The sequence below is a fragment of the Streptomyces sp. NPDC088097 genome, assembly GCF_044741845.1.
Taxonomy (GTDB): domain Bacteria; phylum Actinomycetota; class Actinomycetes; order Streptomycetales; family Streptomycetaceae; genus Streptomyces.
In genome coordinates this window covers 747,625-765,457 of the sequence record NZ_JBIUTJ010000004.1, presented here as the reverse complement: position 1 = coordinate 765,457, position 17,833 = coordinate 747,625, and the positions used below count along the sequence as shown (strand labels likewise).

The window sequence follows — 17,833 nt, the reverse complement described above, 5'->3', positions numbered from 1 at the left end:
GGGCCCGGAAGGGCACGGGGCGCGCGGAGGAAAGGCGAATCAGCAGGAAGGGCGACACACGCAGCCCGCGTAGCGGAGCAGGTCCATGTGAACCCTCCGCCACAGGCGTACGTCGTTGCCGGTCATGTCCGCGAGTGAACCACGAGTCCCGATCACGGGTCAATCGATCACAGGAGCGGACGTGACCGCGTCGAGAGCGGGTCGGAGGGCCGGGACGCCGGCCCCCGCCACCTTGCCGCTCCCCTTGCCGCTGCCTTGGCCGCCGTCCTCGGCGGCCGGGGCGCCCGCCCGGACGGCGTCCGCCGCCGCGTACAGCTCCGCCGGGAGCACGCCCGCGAAGGTCGCCGCGAGGTGCCCGTCGGGCCGTACGAGGAGCACGGTGTGGGCCGGGGCCCCCGGATAGGCGTCGGCGACCAGCAGGTCGGCGCGGACCGGCAGGGCGTCGACGGCGGCGGCGAGGCGGGGCATCAGCCCGGCGCCGACCCAGTGGCGCCGGTCCCAGACCCCGGTGCCCGGGGCGACGAGCAGCACCAGGAGTCGGCCCCGCCCGAGCAGGTCGCGCAGCGGGACCGTCGACCCGTCGGGCGCGGTCACCGGGACGTCGGCCACGGGTCCGCCCGGCTCCGTCGCCGTCGGGACCTCGCGGACGGCCACCGGCGGCGCGTACACGGGCTCGGAGCCCAGCGGACCCCGCCCCAGGTGCCCGTCGGTGAGCAGGGCCTCGGCGGATCGGGTGGCCCCCGGGACCAGGGTGCGCAGCCCGCCGCCGCCCCGAAGGGCGGACATGGCCTGGTCGGCCGCGCGCAGCCGGGCGGCGACGGCGGTGCGCCGTTCGCCCCCGTAGCTGTCGAGGAGGGCCTCGGAGGCCCCCTGGTGCCAGGCCAGGGCGAGCTTCCAGGCGAGGTTCTCCGCGTCGCGCAGCCCCTCCTCGACCCCCTGGGTGCCGACCGCCCCCAGCAGGTGGGCGGCGTCCCCCGCGAGGAAGGCCCGCCCGTCGCGCCAGCGCCGCGCGAGGCGGTGGTGGAGGGTGTGCACCCCGGTGTCGATGAGGTCGTACGGAGGGGTCTTGCCCCCGCACCACAGGGCCAGGGAGTCCCGGATCAGCTTCACCAGCGCGTCCGGGGTGACCAGGTCGCCGCGCGAGGGCAGCAGCCAGTCCAGCCGCCACACCCCGTCGGGCAGCGGGCGGGCGGTGATCTCCTCGGGCCCCGAGGGCGGGTTGCGGTGGAGCAACGCCTCGCCGGGCCAGGGCAGTTCGGCGCGCAGGGCGGCGACGGCGTACCGCTCGACGGCGGTCCGGCCGGGGAAGCGGATGTCGAGGAGCTTGCGCACCGTGGAGCGGGCCCCGTCGCAGCCGACCAAGTGGCTGCCGCGCCACCAGGTGGTCGAGGAGCCCCGGGTGTGGGCGGTGACCCCGTGGGCGTCCTGCTCCAGGGCGTCGAGCTTGGCGTCGGTGACGACCTGGACCAGGGGGTGCGCGTGGGCGGCGTCGCGCAGTCCTCGGGTGAGGGCGTGCTGGGGGAGGTGCAGGGGGGCGGGGCGGTCCTCGAAGGTGATCCGCCGGGTCTCCTGACGGCGCCTCATGGTCCGCCAGGCGGCGAAGGGGACGCCCTCGTCGCGCAGGGTCGTACAGCCCAGCCGGTGCGCCATCGCCGCGGTGTCGGCGTGCAGGACGACGGAACGGGCGGGCCGGGGTTCCTCCTTGCCGGGCCCTTCGTCGAGGAGGACGGAGGGCACGCCGTGGCCGGCCAGGGCGAGGGACAGGGACAGTCCGACGGGGCCCGAGCCTACGACGATCACCGGGTCCATGACGCGGCTCCCGATGTCCGGTATGTGATCACAGAACGTATGCAACCGACTAGAGGTGCCCGCGTCAAGTGACACCCGCGCGTGCGACGCGGTGTGGTGCGGCGGAAGGACTCCGCCGCACCACACAGGCTACGCGCTACTACTGACCGGATGTCAGACGCCTTGGCCGCCGGTCAGCTCGTCGACCTTGGTCGCGCCCAGCACCGTGCCGGTGCCCTTGGTGGACTTCCGCAGCCGACCCTCCAGCCGGGAGGCGAAGGTGGTGAGGGCGAAGTTCACCGCGATGTAGATCAGGCCGATCACCACGATCGCGGGGATGGTGTTGCTGTAGTTCGCCGAGATCTGTCGGTTCATCGACAGCAGTTCGGTCAGGCCCAGCAACGAGCCGCCGAGCGCGGTGTCCTTGAGGATCACCACGAGCTGGCTGACGAGCGCCGGAAGCATCGCGGTGACGGCCTGCGGGATCAGCACGTAGGCCATGGTCTGGCCCTTGCGCATGCCGATCGCCTGGGCCGCGTCGCTCTGGCCGCGGGGCAGCGACTGCACGCCGGCCCGGACGATTTCGGCGATGACCGCGGCGTTGTACAGGACCAGGCCCGTCACCACCGCGTACAGCGGACGGATCTCGGAAGCGACCGGAACGAACTTCACGAAGAAGGCCGAGCCGAAGACCATCAGGATCAGTACCGGGATGGCGCGGAAGAACTCCACGACCGTGCCCACCGGAACGCGCACCCAGGCGTGGTCGGAGAGTCGACCGATGCCAAGGAGGGCGCCCAAGGGGAGGGCGATCACCATGGCGATGGCGCCGGCCTTGAGGGTCTCCAGCAGGCCGGGGAGCAGGAAGGTCGTCCAGACCTGGCTGTCGGTGACGAAGGGGGTCCACTTGTCGGCGTCGAGCTGGTTCTTGTCCGCCATGACGGACAGCACCCACCAGAGTGCGAGCCCGAGGCCGACGACGAAGACCGCGGTGTAGATCCGGTTGCGGACCTTGGCCTTGGGGCCGGGCGTGTCGTACAGGACCGAACTCATCGCTTCACCGCCACTCGCTTGGACACCCAGCCGAGCAGCAGGCCGGTGGGCAGGGTCAGCAGACAGAAGCCGAGGGCGAACACGCCGAAGACGGCGAAGAGCGCGTCGGCCTCGTTCTCGACCATTTCCTTCATCAGCAGGGCCGCCTCGGCCACGCCGATCGCCGCTGCCACCGTGGTGTTCTTGGTGAGGGCGATCAGCACGTTGGCGAGCGGTGCGACGACCGCGCGGAAGGCCTGGGGCAGCACGATCAGGGTGAGCACCTGAGTGAAGCTCAGCCCCAGCGCGCGGGCCGCTTCAGCCTGTCCGACGGGGACGGTGTTGATGCCGGAGCGAATGGCCTCGCAGACGAAGGTGCCGGTGTAGGCGGTCAGTGCGAGGACGGCCAGTCGGAAGCCGATCTCCTTGAAGGTGCTGCCGGCCAGCGTGACGCCCAAGGTCTGGTTGAGCCCCAGCGAGCACCCGATGATCAGCAGGGTCAGCGGGGTGTTGCGCACCACGTTGACATACGCGGTGCCGAAGCCCCGCAGCAGCGGGACCGGGCTGACCCGCATCCCGGCCAGGACGGTGCCCCAGAGCAGGGAACCTATCGCTGAGTACAGGGTGAGCTGAACCGTCACCCAGAAGGCTCCGAGCAGGTCGTACTGCCCGGAATCAAGAAAGTCGAACACGTTGCCCTGCGCTCTCCCCAGGATGGCCGGTGGGGCGCGCCGCCGCCCGCGGCAGGCGGGCGGCGACGCTCCTCACCGGGAAATCAGCTGCCTTCGGTGATCTGCGGCGCGGGCTCGCTCTTGTAGCCGGCCGGGCCGAAGTTCTTCGTCACGGCCGCCTCCCAGGCGCCGTCCGAGACCATCTTCTTGAGCGCGGCGTTGATCTTGGTCTGGAGCTCCTTGTCGCCCTTCTTCAGGCCGATGCCGTAGTTCTCGTTGCTCATGTTCAGGCCGGCGAGCTGGAACTTGCCCTTGTTCTTCTCCTGCGCGGCGTAGCCGGCGAGGATCGAGTTGTCCGTGGTCAGGGCGTCGACGGCCTTGTTCTCCAGACCCGACAGGCACTCCGAGTAGCCGGGGTACTGCTGGAGGTCCGCGTCGGGGGCCAGCTTGGTCTTGACGTTCTGGGCCGAAGTCGATCCGGCGACCGAACAGAGCTTCTTCTTGTTGAGGTCCTCGGGCTTCTTGAACGAGGTGTCCCCGGCGCGGACCAGCAGGTCCTGGTGCGCCACGAAGTAGGGGCCGGCGAAGTCGACCTTCTGCTTGCGGCTGTCGTTGATCGAGTAGCTCGCGGCGATGAACTTGACGTCGCCGTTCTGGATCATGTTCTCGCGCTCGGCGCTGACCGTCTGCTTCCAGTCGATCTGGTTCGCCTCGTAGCCCAGCTCCTTGGCCACGTACGTGGCGACGTCCACGTCGAAACCGGTGAACTTGCCGTCGGGGGTCTTCAGACCCAGACCCGGCTGGTCGAACTTGATGCCGATGACGATCTTGCCCTTGGCGGCGCCGGAGGCACCCGCGTCACCCGTGGCGGGGGTGTCGGTCTTGTCGCTGTCACCGCCGCAGGCGGTCGCGGTCAGGGCGAGAACGACGGCCGTGGCGACGGCTGCGCCGACCTTGAGAACCTTCATGTGAACTTCCCTCGGATGAGACGTTGTTGGACGACGAGCGGAATCACGTCGTGGGGCGACGGCGCGAGCCGTCGACCGGATCACTACCAGACGCGGGCGTCAGTGGTGGAGGATCTTCGACAGGAAGTCCTTGGCGCGGTCACTGCGCGGATTGCTGAAGAACTGCTCGGGCGTGGCCTGTTCGACGATCTTTCCGTCGGCCATGAAGACGACCCGGTTGGCCGCGGAGCGGGCGAAGCCCATCTCGTGCGTGACGACCACCATCGTCATCCCCTCCCGGGCGAGCTGCTGCATGACCTCCAGCACCTCGTTGATCATCTCGGGGTCCAGGGCCGAGGTCGGCTCGTCGAAGAGCATGACCTTCGGCTCCATGGCCAGGGCTCGGGCGATGGCCACGCGCTGCTGCTGGCCTCCGGACAGCTGCGCCGGGTACTTGTCGGCCTGCGAGCCCACGCCCACCCGGTCCAGCAGCGACTTCGCCTTCTCGGCGGCGGCCGCCTGGTCCGTCTTGCGGACCTTGACCTGACCCAGCATCACGTTCTGCAGGACCGTCTTGTGCGCGAACAGGTTGAACGACTGGAAGACCATGCCGACATCGGCGCGCAGTCGGGCAAGTTCCTTGCCCTCCGCGGGCAGTTCCTTGCCGTCGAGCGTGATCGAGCCCGAATCGATGGTCTCCAACCGGTTGATCGTCCTGCACAGCGTGGACTTGCCCGATCCCGAGGGACCGATCACCACGACGACCTCACCGCGGGCAATGCTCAGATCGATGTCCTGAAGCACGTGCAGCGCGCCGAAGTGCTTGTTGACGTTGCTCAGTACGACCAGGCCGTCCGCGGCCCCCGCCGCTTCCGCCGCGTCCTTGGTCACTGATACTCCGCTCATCGGCTTCTTGCTCCGTCCTCCGTCGGTTGGGAGGACAGTAGTGACGTGGCGCGCACAGCGTCATCACATCTGAGCGAGAATTGAGGATAACGATCGGGCCTCGCCCGGATACGCTCCGTGCCGGGCCTCCGACCGGGCGTCCTCTACTCGTACCGGGTGCATAACGGAAGACTCGCCGGAGCGGAACCCCTCTTGACGTGGGACTCTCCATGGGAGTGGATGCAGGGTGGCCCTTTGTGGGCCATTCTTCGTCCCGGCGTCGCGAACAGGAAAGGGGGACGTCATGAGACTGTTGCTCGTCGAGGACGACGACCACGTCGCCGCCGCCCTGTCCGCGATCCTCGCCCGGCACGGCTTCCGCGTCACCCACGCCCGCAGCGGCGAGGAGGCCCTCCAAGCGCTCCTGCCGGCCGGCGCCCCTCCCTACGGGGTGATCCTGCTCGACCTCGGGCTGCCCGACCAGGACGGCTACGAGGTCTGCGGAAAGATCCGCAAGCGCACGTCCACCCCCGTCATCATGGTCACCGCGCGCGCCGACGTCCGCTCGCGCATCCACGGCCTGAACATGGGCGCCGACGACTACGTGGTCAAGCCGTACGACACCGGGGAGCTCCTCGCCCGGATCCACGCCGTCGCCCGGCGCACCGGAGCCGCCGAGGAGGCCGGTCCCGGCGGCGACGCCCACGCGCCCGTCCGGCTCGGGCCCGTCGCCATCGAGCTGCCCACCCGGCGCGTCAGCGTGAACGGCAACGACGTCCCCCTGACCCGCAAGGAGTTCGACCTGCTGGCCCTGCTGGCGCAGCGGCCCGGGGTCGTCTTCCGCCGGGAACAGATCATCAGCGAGGTGTGGCGCACCAGCTGGGAGGGGACCGGGCGCACGTTGGAGGTTCACGTGGCCTCCCTGCGCTCCAAACTGGGCATGCCCGCCCTCATCGAAACCGTCCGCGGGGTGGGCTACCGGCTCGTCACCCCGCCCACCCCTTAGGGGTTCGTCGTGCGCGCCCGGCTGCTTCCGCTCCTCGTCGTCCTGATGGCGGGCGTGCTGCTCGCGCTCGGTTTCCCGCTCGCCGTCAGCCTTGCCGCGGCCCAGCAGCAACGGGTGGTCGTCGACCGGATCGACGACAGCGCCCGCTTCGCCGCCCTCGCCCAGTTCTTCATCGACGCCGAGGGCTCCGGCTCCATCGGCGCCGACGAGCGGCGCGAGACCCTCCAGCTCGAACTCGCCCGCTACCAGGAGCTGTACGGCATCCGCGCCGGCGTCTTCTACCGCGACGACAACGCGATGGTCCGGGCCCCCGGCTGGTGGCAGCTCCCCCAGTCGGGAGAGGGCCGGCAGGCCTTGGCGGAGGCCCTCGCCGGACGCCGCAGCCACGACCCCGGCCAGGTCTGGCCCTGGCAGACCAACGGCAGGCTGCTCGTCATCTCCCCGGTCGTCCTCGACGGGGACGTGGTGGCCGTCGTCGCCACCGAATCGCCGACCGGCGAGATGCGGGCCAAGATCCTGCGCGGTTGGCTGATCATCGCGGCCGGGCTCGCCGCCGCGATGCTGGTCGCGTTCGGCGCCGCGCTGCGGCTCACCAGCTGGGTGCTCAAGCCCGTGCAGACCCTGGACGCGGCGGCCCACGGCATCGCCACCGGGCGGATGAACTCCCGCGTCGCCGCCGGCGGCGGGCCGCCGGAACTCAGACGACTGGCCCGTTCGTTCAACGAGATGGCCGACAACGTCGAAGAGGTACTGGAGCAGCAGCGGGCGTTCGTCGCGGACGCCTCCCACCAGCTGCGCAACCCGCTCGCCGCGCTGCTCCTGAGGATCGAGCTGCTCGCCCTCGAACTGCCCGAGGGGAACGAGGAGATCGCCTCCGTGCGTACGGAGGGCAAGCGCCTGGCCCAGGTCCTGGACGACCTCCTGGACCTGGCGCTGGCCGAGCACACCTCCGCCGAGATCAGCCTCATCGACATCGGCGCGCTGGCCGGCGAACGGGTGGCGGCCTGGAGGCCGTACGCGGAGGAGAAGGGCGTGCGCCTCACCGCGACCGGCCGGGCCGCCGTCACCGGCTGGGCGGATCCCGTCGCCCTGTCCAGCGCGCTGGACGCCGTCATCGACAACGCCCTGAAGTTCACCCCTTCGGGGGAGGAGGTCGAGGTCTCCGTGTCGGCGGCCGGGCGCAGCACGCTCGTCGTCGTCGCCGACCGGGGGCCCGGGCTGACCGAGGAGGAGCTGTCGCGCGTCGGCGACCGCTTCTGGCGCAGCGGCCGCCACCAGAACGTCAAGGGCTCGGGCCTCGGCCTGTCCATCTCCCGGGCCCTGCTCACGGCCGGCGGTGGCTCCCTCGCCTACGAGACGAACCCGCCGCACGGCCTCCGGGTGACGGTGACCGTCCCGCGGACCGACCCCCTCGGCCACTGAAGGCGCGGGCGCTCCCTACCAGGGCAGCCGGGTAACGGTCGGTGCGGAGACCGCGTACAGCTCGTCGACCGCCCGCACCTCGAAGGAGGCCGCCCGCTCCCGACCCGCGCGGGTGACGCCGGGCAGGTGGAGGGCCGTTCCGCAGGTGCCGCCCAGGAAGCTGCGGGCGCCGTCGGGGAGGAGGCGGTGGAGCTCGTAGTGGCGCACCGGGCCGGGCGCCCGCCGCCAGGACAGGCGCAGCTCGACCTCCTCGCCCCGCCGCGCCGAGGCGTCCACCCGCAGGTGGGAGGGCGGGGACGGGTGCCGGGTGGCGGTGGTGTCGCGTACCGACAGGGCTCCGAGCCGCCAGGACACGGGCTCCTCCCCGCGCGCGGTGATCCGTACGGCAAGGGCGTACGCGGTCTTCCCGGCCAGCCGCGCGAGGGGGAAGCGGGAGGTCCGCCAACCGTGGCCCGCGTCCCGGTCCGGCCCGCCCAGCCAGGTGTACGGGACCGGCTCGCCCGGCCCGGCGGGCTCGCGCACGGCCACGCCCAGCTCCACGGTCACCGGACCGGCGCCGCTCGCGTGGACGAGCTCCGCGAGCGAGGAGCCGGTCAGCGGCAGCCGCGTGGAGTGCAAGCCGATCACGAGGGGGGCGGTGGGGGGCGTGGGTGCGGGGCGTGCGGTGGGTTCGGTGCGTGCGGTGGGGGCGCCGGAGACCAGGAGGCTGGAGCCGCCGCGCCAGGCGGTCGTGAAGTCCAGGGCGACCTCGGGGCGGGGTCCGTCGGTGTCCACCACCCACCGGCGGCCCGGGAGGCGGTCCTGGAGCCCGAGGTGGTTCCACGCGGTGTCCGAGACCGCGCCGCCGTCCTCGTACCAGCGCAGCCCGTGCCCGGTGTTGAAGGAGCAGGCGAAGGGCAGCGCGGTCACCGTGGAACGGTCGGCGACGGTGGTGGCGGGCGCCCGCCAGAGCGCCTCGGGCGCGGGCCGCGACGGGTCGAGGGACTCGCCCGTCCAGAGCCGGTCGTCGGCCCGGTGGAAGGCGCCGGGGGAGCGGTCGGCGAGGTGGTCCCGGGTCCACTCGGGCCGGTAGAGGCCGAGGCTGAGGACGTGGTCCCGGTCGGGTTCGCGCGGCAGGATCGCGTCCCAGCGGACGGGGGTGTCCCAGCCGCGGGACTCCAGGTCCACGGCCGCCCACAGCTCGTACCGGGAACGGCCGAGGCTCTCGGCGAGCGTCCCTGAGGAGGCGAGGCCCTCGGGCGTCCAGCGGAAGTCGACGAACAGGTTGTCCGCGACCCTGCCGGCCCGGTCCTCGAAGAACTCCTGGTTGAGGTGGTTCAGGGCGCCCTGCCAGCCGACCCGGCCCGTGCTGTTCATCGCGTCGTACCAGGTGATCCGCAGCCCGTGCGGTTCGCCGGCGGCGCGCAGGGCCCGTAGGAACTCCCGGGTCCGGGTGGCCAGTTCGCTGTCGCCGCCGTCCGTCTCGGCGTTGACGAACCAGCCGTCGAACCCGTACGTCCGCGCCACCTCCACCAGCTTCTCCGCGATCGGGAACCGGCCGAGGGCGTCGCGCCGCACCAGGTCGCGGGTCCAGCGCAGGTCCCCGCCGTAGGCCACGGGCGGGAGGAAGACGTTCCCGAGGACCGGGACGCCGTTGCGGTGGGCCGCGTCGACCACGGGCGCGTTGGGGGCGAGCACCAGCCCCTCGCCGGAGGAGCCGCCCCAGAAGACCAGCTCGTCGAGGTAGGCCCAGTGCGTGAGCGCGTAGTGGTCGGCCGTCGCCGAGCCCTGGGAGGGGTTCCGCGCGGTCGGCCCGAAGGAGACGAGGGCGGAGATCCGGGCCTGGCCGGCGCGGGCGCTGCCGTTGGCCGGGACCGGGGTGAAGCGCGGGGCGAGCGGCACCGTCGCGGTGTTGTGGGCCAGGTCCGGATCCCCGTTCGGGCTCCACCGCGCGAGCGAGCGCCACACGACGCCCGGCCCCGGCTCGCCCGGGGGGAGGGAGTCCGGGAACCAGTACGAGGCGTACGGGGCCAGGCCGGCCGGGGGCCCGGCCGGGTCGCGGCGACCGGGTGTGGAGGGGGCCGCCGGGGTCCGGGCGGTGGCCGGTCGGGCGGCGAGGGCGGGCAGGGGCAGGGCTGCCGCTCCGGCGACGGCCGCGCCGAGGAGGGACCGGCGGGCCGGGCCGGTGGCGGGCGGGTGCGGGGTCACGGGCGGGGTCGGAGGCGCGGGCCGCCGCGCGGGCGGGCGGGGGGCGGCGTCGTCGGGCACGGCCATGCGGGGCTCCTCGGGGTAAGGGGCGTGCGGGGCGTGTGACGTGCGGGGTGTATCGGGCGGGCGGGGTGTGCCGGGCGGGCGGGGTGCAACGGGCGGGCGGGGTGTGCCGGGCCCCCGGCCTAGGCCCCCCTCAGACGGCGTCGGGGACGCGCAGCACCTCGGTGATCCCGCGCGCGGACAGGTGCGCCCGGTCCTCGGCGTGCTCCGCGAGGACCACCGTCGGGCGCACCCCCCGGGCGGTCAGCGCCGCCCAGGCCTCGAAGAAGGCCCCGCCCGGCGCGCACACCGATCGGGCGGGGGCCTCCAGCGCCCCGCCGACGTCCAGGGCGAGCGCGGTCGACCGTACGTCGGGGTGGTGCGCGCGACCCCGCCACTCGTTCGCGATCCGGGCGATCACGGCGCCGGCGGGCTTGACCCGGCGGTCGTTGGTGAGCAGCCCGAGGCCGTACTCCAGCTCCGGGAAGTCGGCCAACTCCCGTGACACGTCGTGCGAGCACCACCAGGTCACCCCCCAGAGGCCGGTGCAGTCCAGGGCGCCCGCGAGGGTGGCGTCGGTGAAGGCGGCGGCGTGTTCGGGCCCGATCAGCGGTGCGGGCGCCCCCACTTCCTGCAGCCACACCGGGCGGTCCGGATCCACCGCCCACGCCTTGGACAGCTCGACGAGGTACGCGGCGTGGTGCTCGGTCGCCGTCCCGGTGCGGCCGTGGCGCTGCGCGGTGCCGTTGAACACCCACGAGTGCAGGGCGGTGGCCCCGCCGAGGCGGGCGGCCTGGGCCGGGGTGAAGGGGTGGCCGTCGCGGTACCAGGCGGCGTCGTACTCGGCGTGCACGTGGAGCCGGCCCGGCGCGCCCCGCTCGCAGGCGGCGAGCATCCGCTCCAGCCAGCGGTCGGCCTGGGCCCGGGTGATCCGGTCGGGGTCGGGGTGGGGGTCGTCGGAGAACTGGTTGATCTCGTTGCCGACGGTCATGCCCAGGAAGTTGGGCCGGTCGGCGAGGGCGGACGCCAGGGTGCGCAGGTACTCCTCCTGGCCGGCCACCACGTCCGGGTCGTCGAAGATGCCGCGCCGGTGCCAGGTCGCGGTCCAGGAGGGCAGGAAGTCGAAGCTGGACAAGTGCCCTTGCAGGCCGTCCACGGTGACGTCGAGACCGCGTTCGGCGGCCGCGTCCGCGAGGGCGACGAGCTGCTCGACGGCGCGCGGCCGGATCAGGGTCCGGTTCGGCTGGAACACCGGCCACAGCGGGAACACCCGTATGTGGTCGAGTCCGAGCGCGGCCACCGAGTCGAGGTCGGCCCGCACCTCGTCGAGGTCGAAGTCGAGCCAGTGGTGGAACCAGCCGCGGCTCGGCGTGTAGTTGACGCCGAAGCGGAGGGCGCGGGAGGCGGGCCGGACTGTGCGCATGGAGGTCCCTGAAGTCCTGGGGAATTCACCGGGCGCCCATAAAGTGCCGCGTTCCCGAGGAGGAAGTCAACAGGGCCTCTGACTCTGTTGCGGAGCACGTGACTTATGCGCTTCAGTCCAGTTGACAGAAGGACTGTGGCTGTCGAGGCGGAACGCGCTAATGCGCTTTAGTGTGAACTGCTCCGCGCCCCCACCGAGGGATTCGACGGAATGAACCGACGCTATTGCCGGACGCGTTCGCGAACGCGCCCCGCGCAGGGGCTCGCGGTCGAACTCGCGGTCGAACTCGCAGCCGGGCCCGCGGACCGGGCTCGCCGACCGGCCGGCGGGCCGGATCGCGTACGGTCCGCCCCACGCAGTCCACGTCATCGAGGGATGAGGCAGGCATGGCCCGCAGAGCCACCATCAAGGACATCGCCCGCCGGGCCGGGGTGTCGCAGAGCGCCGTCTCCTTCGCCCTGAACGGCCGCCCGGGCGTCTCCGAGGACACCCGCGCCCGGATCCGCCGGGTCGCCGAGGAACTCGGCTGGCAGGCCAACAGCGCGGCCCGCGCCCTGTCCGGGGAGCGCTCCGGGGCCGTGGGCCTCGTCCTGGCCCGCCCCGCCCGCACCCTGGGCGTCGAGTCCTTCTTCCTCCAACTGGTCTCCGGCATACAGGAAGTGCTGGCCGCCGACCGGATCGCCCTGCTCTTCCAGGTGGTCGAGGACGTCGATGCCGAGTGCGCCGTCTACCGCCGGTGGTGGGCCGAGCGCCGCGTCGACGGGGTCCTCGTCGTCGATCCCCGTACGAGCGACCCCCGCCCCGAACTGCTCGCCAGGCTCGGCCTGCCCGCCGTCCTCATAGGAGGCGGCGCGGAGCCGGACGGGAACCTCGCGGAGTCCGCAGCGGAGCCCGCCGGGAAATCCGCTTCGGAGTCCGCCGCCGAACCCACCGCGCCGGCCTCGTCCGGGATCTCCTCGGTACGGGCCGACGACGCCCGCGCCATGGCCGACGTACTGGGCCACCTCCACGCCCTCGGCCACCGCCGCGTCACCCACATCGCCGGGCTGCCCGACCTCGCCCACACCGCCCGCCGCGTGGCCTCGCTCCGCGCCGAGGCCGCACGCCTGAGCCTGCCCGCAGACCAGGTCCGCTCGGTGCCCACCGACTACTCCGATGCCGAGGGCGCCGCCGCCACCCGCCGGGTCCTCGCCGAGCCGAGGCCGCCCACCGCACTCGTCTACGACAACGACGTGATGGCGGTGGCCGGCATCGCCGTCGCCGCCGAGCTGGGCGTCCCGGTGCCGGGCCGGCTCTCGATCGTCGCCTGGGACGACTCGGCGCTCTGCCGGGTCACCCACCCCCGCCTCACCGCCCTCGTCCGCGACACCGCCGGATTCGGACGGCTCGCGGCCGAGGAACTCCTCGCCCTCCTCGCCGGCGGCCCGCCCCGGGAGCGGGAGAGCGAACTGCCCCGTCTCGAACCCCGCGAGAGTACGGCCCCACCGTCGGACGCATACTGAAATCCGACCCCTTCCAGGAGCGCCCCGTGACCACTCCCACCTCAGCCTTCCCCGCGCCGCGAGCCGCCGCCGCGGTCGCCGGTCCGACCGTGGCGATCGACATCGGCGGTACGAAGATCGCGGGCGCGCTGGTCCACCCCGACGGCACGATGACCTCCGCCACCCGCCGGCCGACCCCGCGCTCGGCGGACGCCGAAGAGGTCATGGCGGCCGTCGGCGAGGTGGTCGCCGACCTCTCCCGGGCTCCCCTGTGGCCGCAGGTCGTACGGTGCGGCATCGGCAGCGCGGGCCCCGTGGACACCTCCCGGGGCACGGTCAGCCCGGTCAACATCGGCGCCTGGCGGGACTTCCCCGTCCAAGCCCGCGTCGCCGCCGAGCTGAGCGCCCGCGGCGCCCGCGTCCCGGTCGTCCTCGCCGGCGACGGGGTGGCCATGACCGCCGCCGAACACTGGCTCGGCGCGGCCCGGGGCCACGCCAACGCGCTGTGCATGGTGGTCTCCACCGGGGTCGGGGGCGGGCTGATCCTGGACAACCGCCTCCACACCGGCCCCACCGGCAATGCGGGTCACATCGGCCACATCAGCGTCGCCTTCGACGGCGAGCCCTGCGTCTGCGGCGGCCGGGGCTGCGTGGAATCCCTCGCCTCCGGCACGGCCATCGCCCGATGGGCCCTGGACCACGGCTGGACCGGCCCCGACCCCTCGGCCGCGGGTGTCGCCGCCTCCGCCGCCGAGGGCGACCCGGTCGCCCTGGCCGCCTTCGACCGGGCCGGGCGGGCCCTGGCCGCCGCCATCGCGGCCACCGCCACCCTCGTCGAGACCGACATCGCGGTCATCGGCGGCGGGGTCGCCGCCGCCGGGGACACCCTCTTCGAGCCGATCCGGCGCCACCTGGCCTCGTACGCGACCCTGTCCTTCGTCCGGGACCTCCAGGTGGTCCCGGCCGCCCTGGGCACGCACGCCGGACTGATCGGCGCCGCCGCCGCCGCGATGATGCTGCTGCCCGGGGGAGCGACCGCTACGGCTTGACCGAGCGGTAGTAGCGCCGGGCGCCTTCGTGCAGCGCCAGTGGATCGGTGTAGATCGCCGTCCGCAGGTCCACCAGCTGGGCGGCGTGCACCTCGTGCCCGATCCGGTCCCGGCTGAGGATCACCGTCCGCGTGAACTGCTCCGTCAGCTCGTCCCCGGTGTCGTCCCGGGTGACGAGCAGGTTCGGCACCGCCAGCGTGGCCACCGCCGAGGTGTTGCGGGCCCGTGCGTACGCGTCCTGCGCCATCACGGCCGCCCGGTAGTAGCGGGCCGGCGGCCCGGTGGCCTGGAGCTGCTCCAAGAGGTCGCCCAGCGGCACGAGCCGGATGTCGAAGCGCTCCGACAGCTCGCGCACCGCGCTCGTCGGGAGCCCGCCCGACCAGAAGAAGGCGTCGATCCGGCCCGCCTCCAGCTCCGCGGGCATGGTGTCGATGCCGATCCCGACCGGGGTGATGTCGCGCGCCGGATCCAGCTTGGCGGCGGTCAGCAGCCGCTCGGAGATCAGCCGTACGCCGGAGCCGGCCTGGCCGATCGCGACCCGTTTGCCGCGCAGGTCCCGCGCCGACTGCACCGGCGACCCGGCCGGCACCACCAGCTGCACGTAGTCGTCGTAGAGGCGCGCGACACCGCGCAGGCGGTCCGCGCCCGGCTTGCCGTCGGCCCGGTACTTGGACACCGCGTCCGCCGTCGCCACCGTGAAGTCGGCCTCACCGGCGGCCACCCGCTGAAGGTTCTGCTGCGAACCCTCACTGGGCTCCAGGCGGACCTCGACCCCGGGCATGTCCCGGGCCAGTTCCTGGTCCAGTAGCTGGCCGTAGCGGTGGTAGACGCCCGTACGCACCCCGGTGCTGAAGGTGAGGTGCCCCTTCAGCTCCGGCTCACCGAAGGGCTTGAGCCACCACAGCAGCGCCCCCAGCACCGCCAGCACGGCGACCAGACCCCGCAGGGCGTGGCGTCGGGTGAGGCGGGGAGGTACGCGGAACATGCGGGCGATCCTGCCACCCGCCCGCCGTCCTGTCACGGGACGGGCGGCCCGGGGCGCTGGGTCCGGGACGCGGTCCGGGCCCGTGACCTGCGGCTCGGGCGGTCCGACCACGGGTCCCGGGCCGGACGGTCGCCACGGGCGAGCGGAGGTCTCCCGGGTACCGCCTACCCTTGTCGCATGACCAGCAGCAGCGACCGGAGCACGGCAGTGGACGTCAAGGGAACATACGAGGTGCGCACCTACGGGTGCCAGATGAACGTGCACGACTCCGAGCGGCTGTCCGGTCTGCTGGAGGGCGCGGGCTACACGCGCGCCCCCGAGGGCTCCGACGGCGACGCCGACGTGGTCGTGTTCAACACCTGCGCCGTCCGCGAGAACGCCGACAACAAGCTCTACGGCAACCTCGGTCGGCTCGCCCCGATGAAGACCAAGCGTCCCGGCATGCAGATCGCCGTGGGTGGCTGCCTCGCCCAGAAGGACCGCGACACCATCGTGAAGCGGGCCCCTTGGGTCGACGTGGTCTTCGGTACGCACAACATCGGCAAGCTGCCCGTCCTGCTGGAGCGCGCCCGCGTCCAGGAAGAGGCTCAGGTCGAGATCGCCGAGTCGCTGGAGGCCTTCCCCTCCACGCTGCCGACCCGTCGCGAATCCGCGTACGCCGCCTGGGTCTCGATCTCCGTCGGCTGCAACAACACCTGCACCTTCTGCATCGTTCCGGCGCTGCGCGGCAAGGAGGAGGACCGCCGTCCCGGCGACATCCTCGCCGAGGTCGAGGCGCTCGTCGCCGAGGGCGTCTCCGAGATCACCCTGCTCGGCCAGAACGTCAACGCGTACGGCTCCGACCTCGGGGACCGCGAGGCCTTCTCCAAGCTGCTGCGCGCCTGTGGGCAGATCGAGGGCCTGGAGCGGGTCCGCTTCACCTCCCCGCACCCGCGCGACTTCACCGACGACGTGATCGCGGCCATGGCCGAGACCCCGAACGTGATGCCGCAGCTCCACATGCCGTTGCAGTCGGGCTCCGACCCGATCCTCAAGGCGATGCGCCGGTCCTACCGGCAGGAGCGGTTCCTCGGGATCATCGAGAAGGTCCGCGCCGCGATCCCGCACGCCGCGATCTCCACCGACATCATCATCGGCTTCCCCGGTGAGACGGAGGAGGACTTCCAGCAGACCATGCACACCGTGCGCGAGGCCCGCTTCGCGAACGCCTTCACCTTCCAGTACTCCAAGCGCCCCGGAACCCCGGCCGCCGAGATGGACGGGCAGATCCCCAAGGAGGTCGTCCAAGACCGCTACATGCGTCTGGTCGCCCTCCAGGAGGAGATCTCCTGGGAGGAGAACAAGAAGCAGGTCGGCCGCACCCTGGAGGTCATGGTCGCCGAGGGCGAGGGCCGCAAGGACGGCGCCACCGACCGCCTTTCGGGCCGCGCGCCCGACAACCGCCTGGTCCACTTCACCAAGCCGGCCGAGGACGTCCGCCCCGGCGACGTGGTCACCGTGGACATCACCTACGCGGCCCCGCACCACCTCCTCGCCGAGGGCCCGACCCTCGGCGTGCGCCGCACCCGCGCGGGCGAGGCATGGGAGAAGCGCAACGCCGCCCCGGCGCAGCCGGCCGGGGTCATGCTCGGCATCCCCACCCTCGGCGTCCCGGCCCCGCTGCCCGTGACGACCTCGGGCTGCGCGGCCCCTGCGTAGGCCGTCCCTCTCGGATCGTGCCGGGGCCGGGGCTGCCCGCGCGTGCAGCCCCGGCCCCGGCCGCCCGGCGCGGCGCCCCGTCGCGTGGTCGGACCTCCGCACCGCCCCCCGCTCCGCCCGGTGACGGCTAGGCTGCCGATCATGCTCGTAGCCGCCGCCGTGTGCCCCGCCCCGCCGCTCCTCGTGCCGGAGGTCGCCGCGGGCGCCGCCGCCGAACTGGGCGACGCCCGTACCGCCTGTTCCGACGCCCTGGCCGTGCTCGCCGCCTCGCGACCCGACCTCCTCGTGGTGGTCGGTACCGGTGACGCCGACCACCTCGGGGCCTATGCCCAAGGATCCCGGGGCAGTTTCCGGGGCTTCGGCGTCGCCGCCGAGGTCCGGCTCGGCGACGGCGAGGAGGGGCCACGGCTGCTGCCCACCGCCCTCTCCGTCGGCGCCTGGCTGCTCGGCCGCGCCGGCTGGGGCGCCGCTCCCGTCGAGGGGCTCGCCCTCGACGGGTCGCTGCCCACCGCCGCCTGCCTGGAGGCGGGCCGCGAGCTCGCCGCCCGCGAGGCCCGGGTCGCCCTGCTCGTCATGGGCGACGGCAGCGCCTGCCGCACCCTCAAGGCCCCCGGCTACCTCGACGACCGCGCGGCCGCCTTCGACGCGGAGGCCGCCCGCGCCCTCGGCGCCGCCGACACCGCCGCGCTGGCCGCCCTCGATCCCTCGCTCGCCGCCGAACTCCAGGTCGCCGGGCGGAGCCCCTGGCAGGTGCTCGCCGGCGCCGCCGAGGGCGCGGGCCTCGACGGCCGCCTGCTCTACGAGGACGCTCCCTACGGGGTCGGCTACTTCGTGGCCGCCTGGTCCTGAGGTTCCCCGGCCCCCTCCGGTCACCCGGGCGGGCTCCGGACGCGCCGAAGGGGCGCGGGATCAGTTGATCCCGCGCCCCTTCGGACAGGTGTGAGCGCGGTTCAGGAGGCCGCCGGCGGTGTCGGCCCGCCGGGAGTGTCCTTGTGCGCGATCTTGCCCAGGGCGCCCTTCGCCTTGTCGGTGCCCGTCGCCAGCTTGTCGCTGTACTTGCCATGGGTCTTGGAGTCCACGGCCTTCGCGACCTTGTCCAGGCTGTCGCCGATCTTGCCCTCGTGCTGCTGCGCGAGGTCACCGACCTTGTCCTTGGCCGGAGCGAGCTTGGCCTTCAGATTGTCCAGCAGGCCCATGGGACACCTTCCGTTTGGCGG

At 73.1% G+C, this 17,833-nt stretch carries 16 protein-coding genes; 6 read left to right on the top strand and 10 right to left on the bottom strand.

Annotation, left to right across the window (positions count from 1 at the left end; all coding sequences use genetic code 11):
• Positions 1 to 39: 39 nt before the first annotated feature.
• The 6 genes from ACIOD1_RS17215 to ACIOD1_RS17190 form a co-directional block, all read right to left on the bottom strand.
• Entirely contained in the window at positions 40 to 126 is an 87-nt protein-coding gene (locus tag ACIOD1_RS17215; RefSeq protein WP_311318651.1) for a putative leader peptide, read from the bottom strand.
• A gap of 33 nt (positions 127 to 159) precedes the next feature.
• Complete coding sequence (locus ACIOD1_RS17210) at positions 160 to 1,809, bottom strand: FAD-dependent monooxygenase (protein ID WP_401903016.1); 1,650 nt, start codon at positions 1,807 to 1,809, stop codon at positions 160 to 162.
• Between the two features lie 153 nt (positions 1,810 to 1,962).
• Positions 1,963 to 2,841: an amino acid ABC transporter permease gene (locus tag ACIOD1_RS17205; RefSeq protein ID WP_365616277.1), complete on the bottom strand. Its 879-nt coding sequence runs from the start codon at positions 2,839 to 2,841 to the stop codon at positions 1,963 to 1,965.
• Complete coding sequence (locus tag ACIOD1_RS17200) at positions 2,838 to 3,512, bottom strand: amino acid ABC transporter permease (RefSeq protein WP_365616279.1); 675 nt, start codon at positions 3,510 to 3,512, stop codon at positions 2,838 to 2,840. Before ACIOD1_RS17200 ends, ACIOD1_RS17205 begins: the two co-directional genes overlap by 4 nt.
• An 83-nt stretch (positions 3,513 to 3,595) precedes the next feature.
• A complete protein-coding gene (locus ACIOD1_RS17195; RefSeq protein WP_401903014.1) occupies positions 3,596 to 4,459 on the bottom strand; it encodes a glutamate ABC transporter substrate-binding protein in 864 nt (287 codons plus the stop codon).
• 99 nt (positions 4,460 to 4,558) lie between these two features.
• The gene (locus tag ACIOD1_RS17190) at positions 4,559 to 5,344 is read right to left on the bottom strand and encodes an amino acid ABC transporter ATP-binding protein (protein ID WP_365616282.1); all 786 of its coding nucleotides are present in this window, start codon (positions 5,342 to 5,344) and stop codon (positions 4,559 to 4,561) included.
• A 283-nt stretch (positions 5,345 to 5,627) separates the two neighbouring features.
• On the opposite strand from ACIOD1_RS17190, the gene ACIOD1_RS17185 reads away from it, so the two are divergent.
• Together ACIOD1_RS17185 and ACIOD1_RS17180 are read left to right on the top strand one after the other, a co-directional pair.
• A complete protein-coding gene (locus ACIOD1_RS17185; protein WP_401903012.1) occupies positions 5,628 to 6,329 on the top strand; it encodes a response regulator transcription factor in 702 nt (233 codons plus the stop codon).
• A gap of 9 nt (positions 6,330 to 6,338) precedes the next feature.
• Positions 6,339 to 7,751: a HAMP domain-containing sensor histidine kinase gene (locus tag ACIOD1_RS17180; RefSeq protein ID WP_365616286.1), complete on the top strand. Its 1,413-nt coding sequence runs from the start codon at positions 6,339 to 6,341 to the stop codon at positions 7,749 to 7,751.
• Positions 7,752 to 7,766: 15 nt separating this feature from the next.
• Here ACIOD1_RS17180 and ACIOD1_RS17175 read toward each other — a convergent pair whose 3' ends face one another.
• Entirely contained in the window at positions 7,767 to 10,004 is a 2,238-nt protein-coding gene (locus tag ACIOD1_RS17175) for an endo-beta-N-acetylglucosaminidase (protein WP_401903009.1), read from the bottom strand.
• Positions 10,005 to 10,134: 130 nt separating this feature from the next.
• Positions 10,135 to 11,403 (bottom strand): glycosyl hydrolase, encoded by a 1,269-nt coding sequence (locus ACIOD1_RS17170; RefSeq protein WP_401903007.1) that lies wholly within the window; start codon positions 11,401 to 11,403, stop codon positions 10,135 to 10,137.
• A gap of 386 nt (positions 11,404 to 11,789) precedes the next feature.
• On the opposite strand from ACIOD1_RS17170, the gene ACIOD1_RS17165 reads away from it, so the two are divergent.
• A complete protein-coding gene (locus ACIOD1_RS17165) occupies positions 11,790 to 12,905 on the top strand; it encodes a LacI family DNA-binding transcriptional regulator (RefSeq protein WP_365616291.1) in 1,116 nt (371 codons plus the stop codon).
• A gap of 89 nt (positions 12,906 to 12,994) precedes the next feature.
• Positions 12,995 to 13,933: an ROK family protein gene (locus ACIOD1_RS17160; protein WP_365616842.1), complete on the top strand. Its 939-nt coding sequence runs from the start codon at positions 12,995 to 12,997 to the stop codon at positions 13,931 to 13,933.
• Here ACIOD1_RS17160 and ACIOD1_RS17155 read toward each other — a convergent pair.
• A complete protein-coding gene (locus ACIOD1_RS17155; RefSeq protein WP_401903004.1) occupies positions 13,923 to 14,918 on the bottom strand; it encodes a TAXI family TRAP transporter solute-binding subunit in 996 nt (331 codons plus the stop codon). The two genes, ACIOD1_RS17160 and ACIOD1_RS17155, sit on opposite strands and share 11 nt — an antisense overlap.
• A gap of 177 nt (positions 14,919 to 15,095) precedes the next feature.
• Between ACIOD1_RS17155 and miaB the strand changes: the two genes are divergently transcribed.
• Both miaB and ACIOD1_RS17145 read left to right on the top strand, forming a co-directional pair.
• Entirely contained in the window at positions 15,096 to 16,616 is a 1,521-nt protein-coding gene (gene miaB, locus ACIOD1_RS17150; RefSeq protein ID WP_365616295.1) for a tRNA (N6-isopentenyl adenosine(37)-C2)-methylthiotransferase MiaB, read from the top strand.
• A gap of 141 nt (positions 16,617 to 16,757) precedes the next feature.
• A complete protein-coding gene (locus ACIOD1_RS17145; protein WP_365616297.1) occupies positions 16,758 to 17,465 on the top strand; it encodes a hypothetical protein in 708 nt (235 codons plus the stop codon).
• Positions 17,466 to 17,566: 101 nt separating this feature from the next.
• On the opposite strand, the gene ACIOD1_RS17140 is transcribed toward ACIOD1_RS17145, so the two are convergent.
• Positions 17,567 to 17,812, bottom strand: a complete 246-nt coding sequence (locus ACIOD1_RS17140; RefSeq protein ID WP_365616299.1) for an antitoxin — start codon at positions 17,810 to 17,812, stop codon at positions 17,567 to 17,569.
• Positions 17,813 to 17,833: the final 21 nt, after the last annotated feature.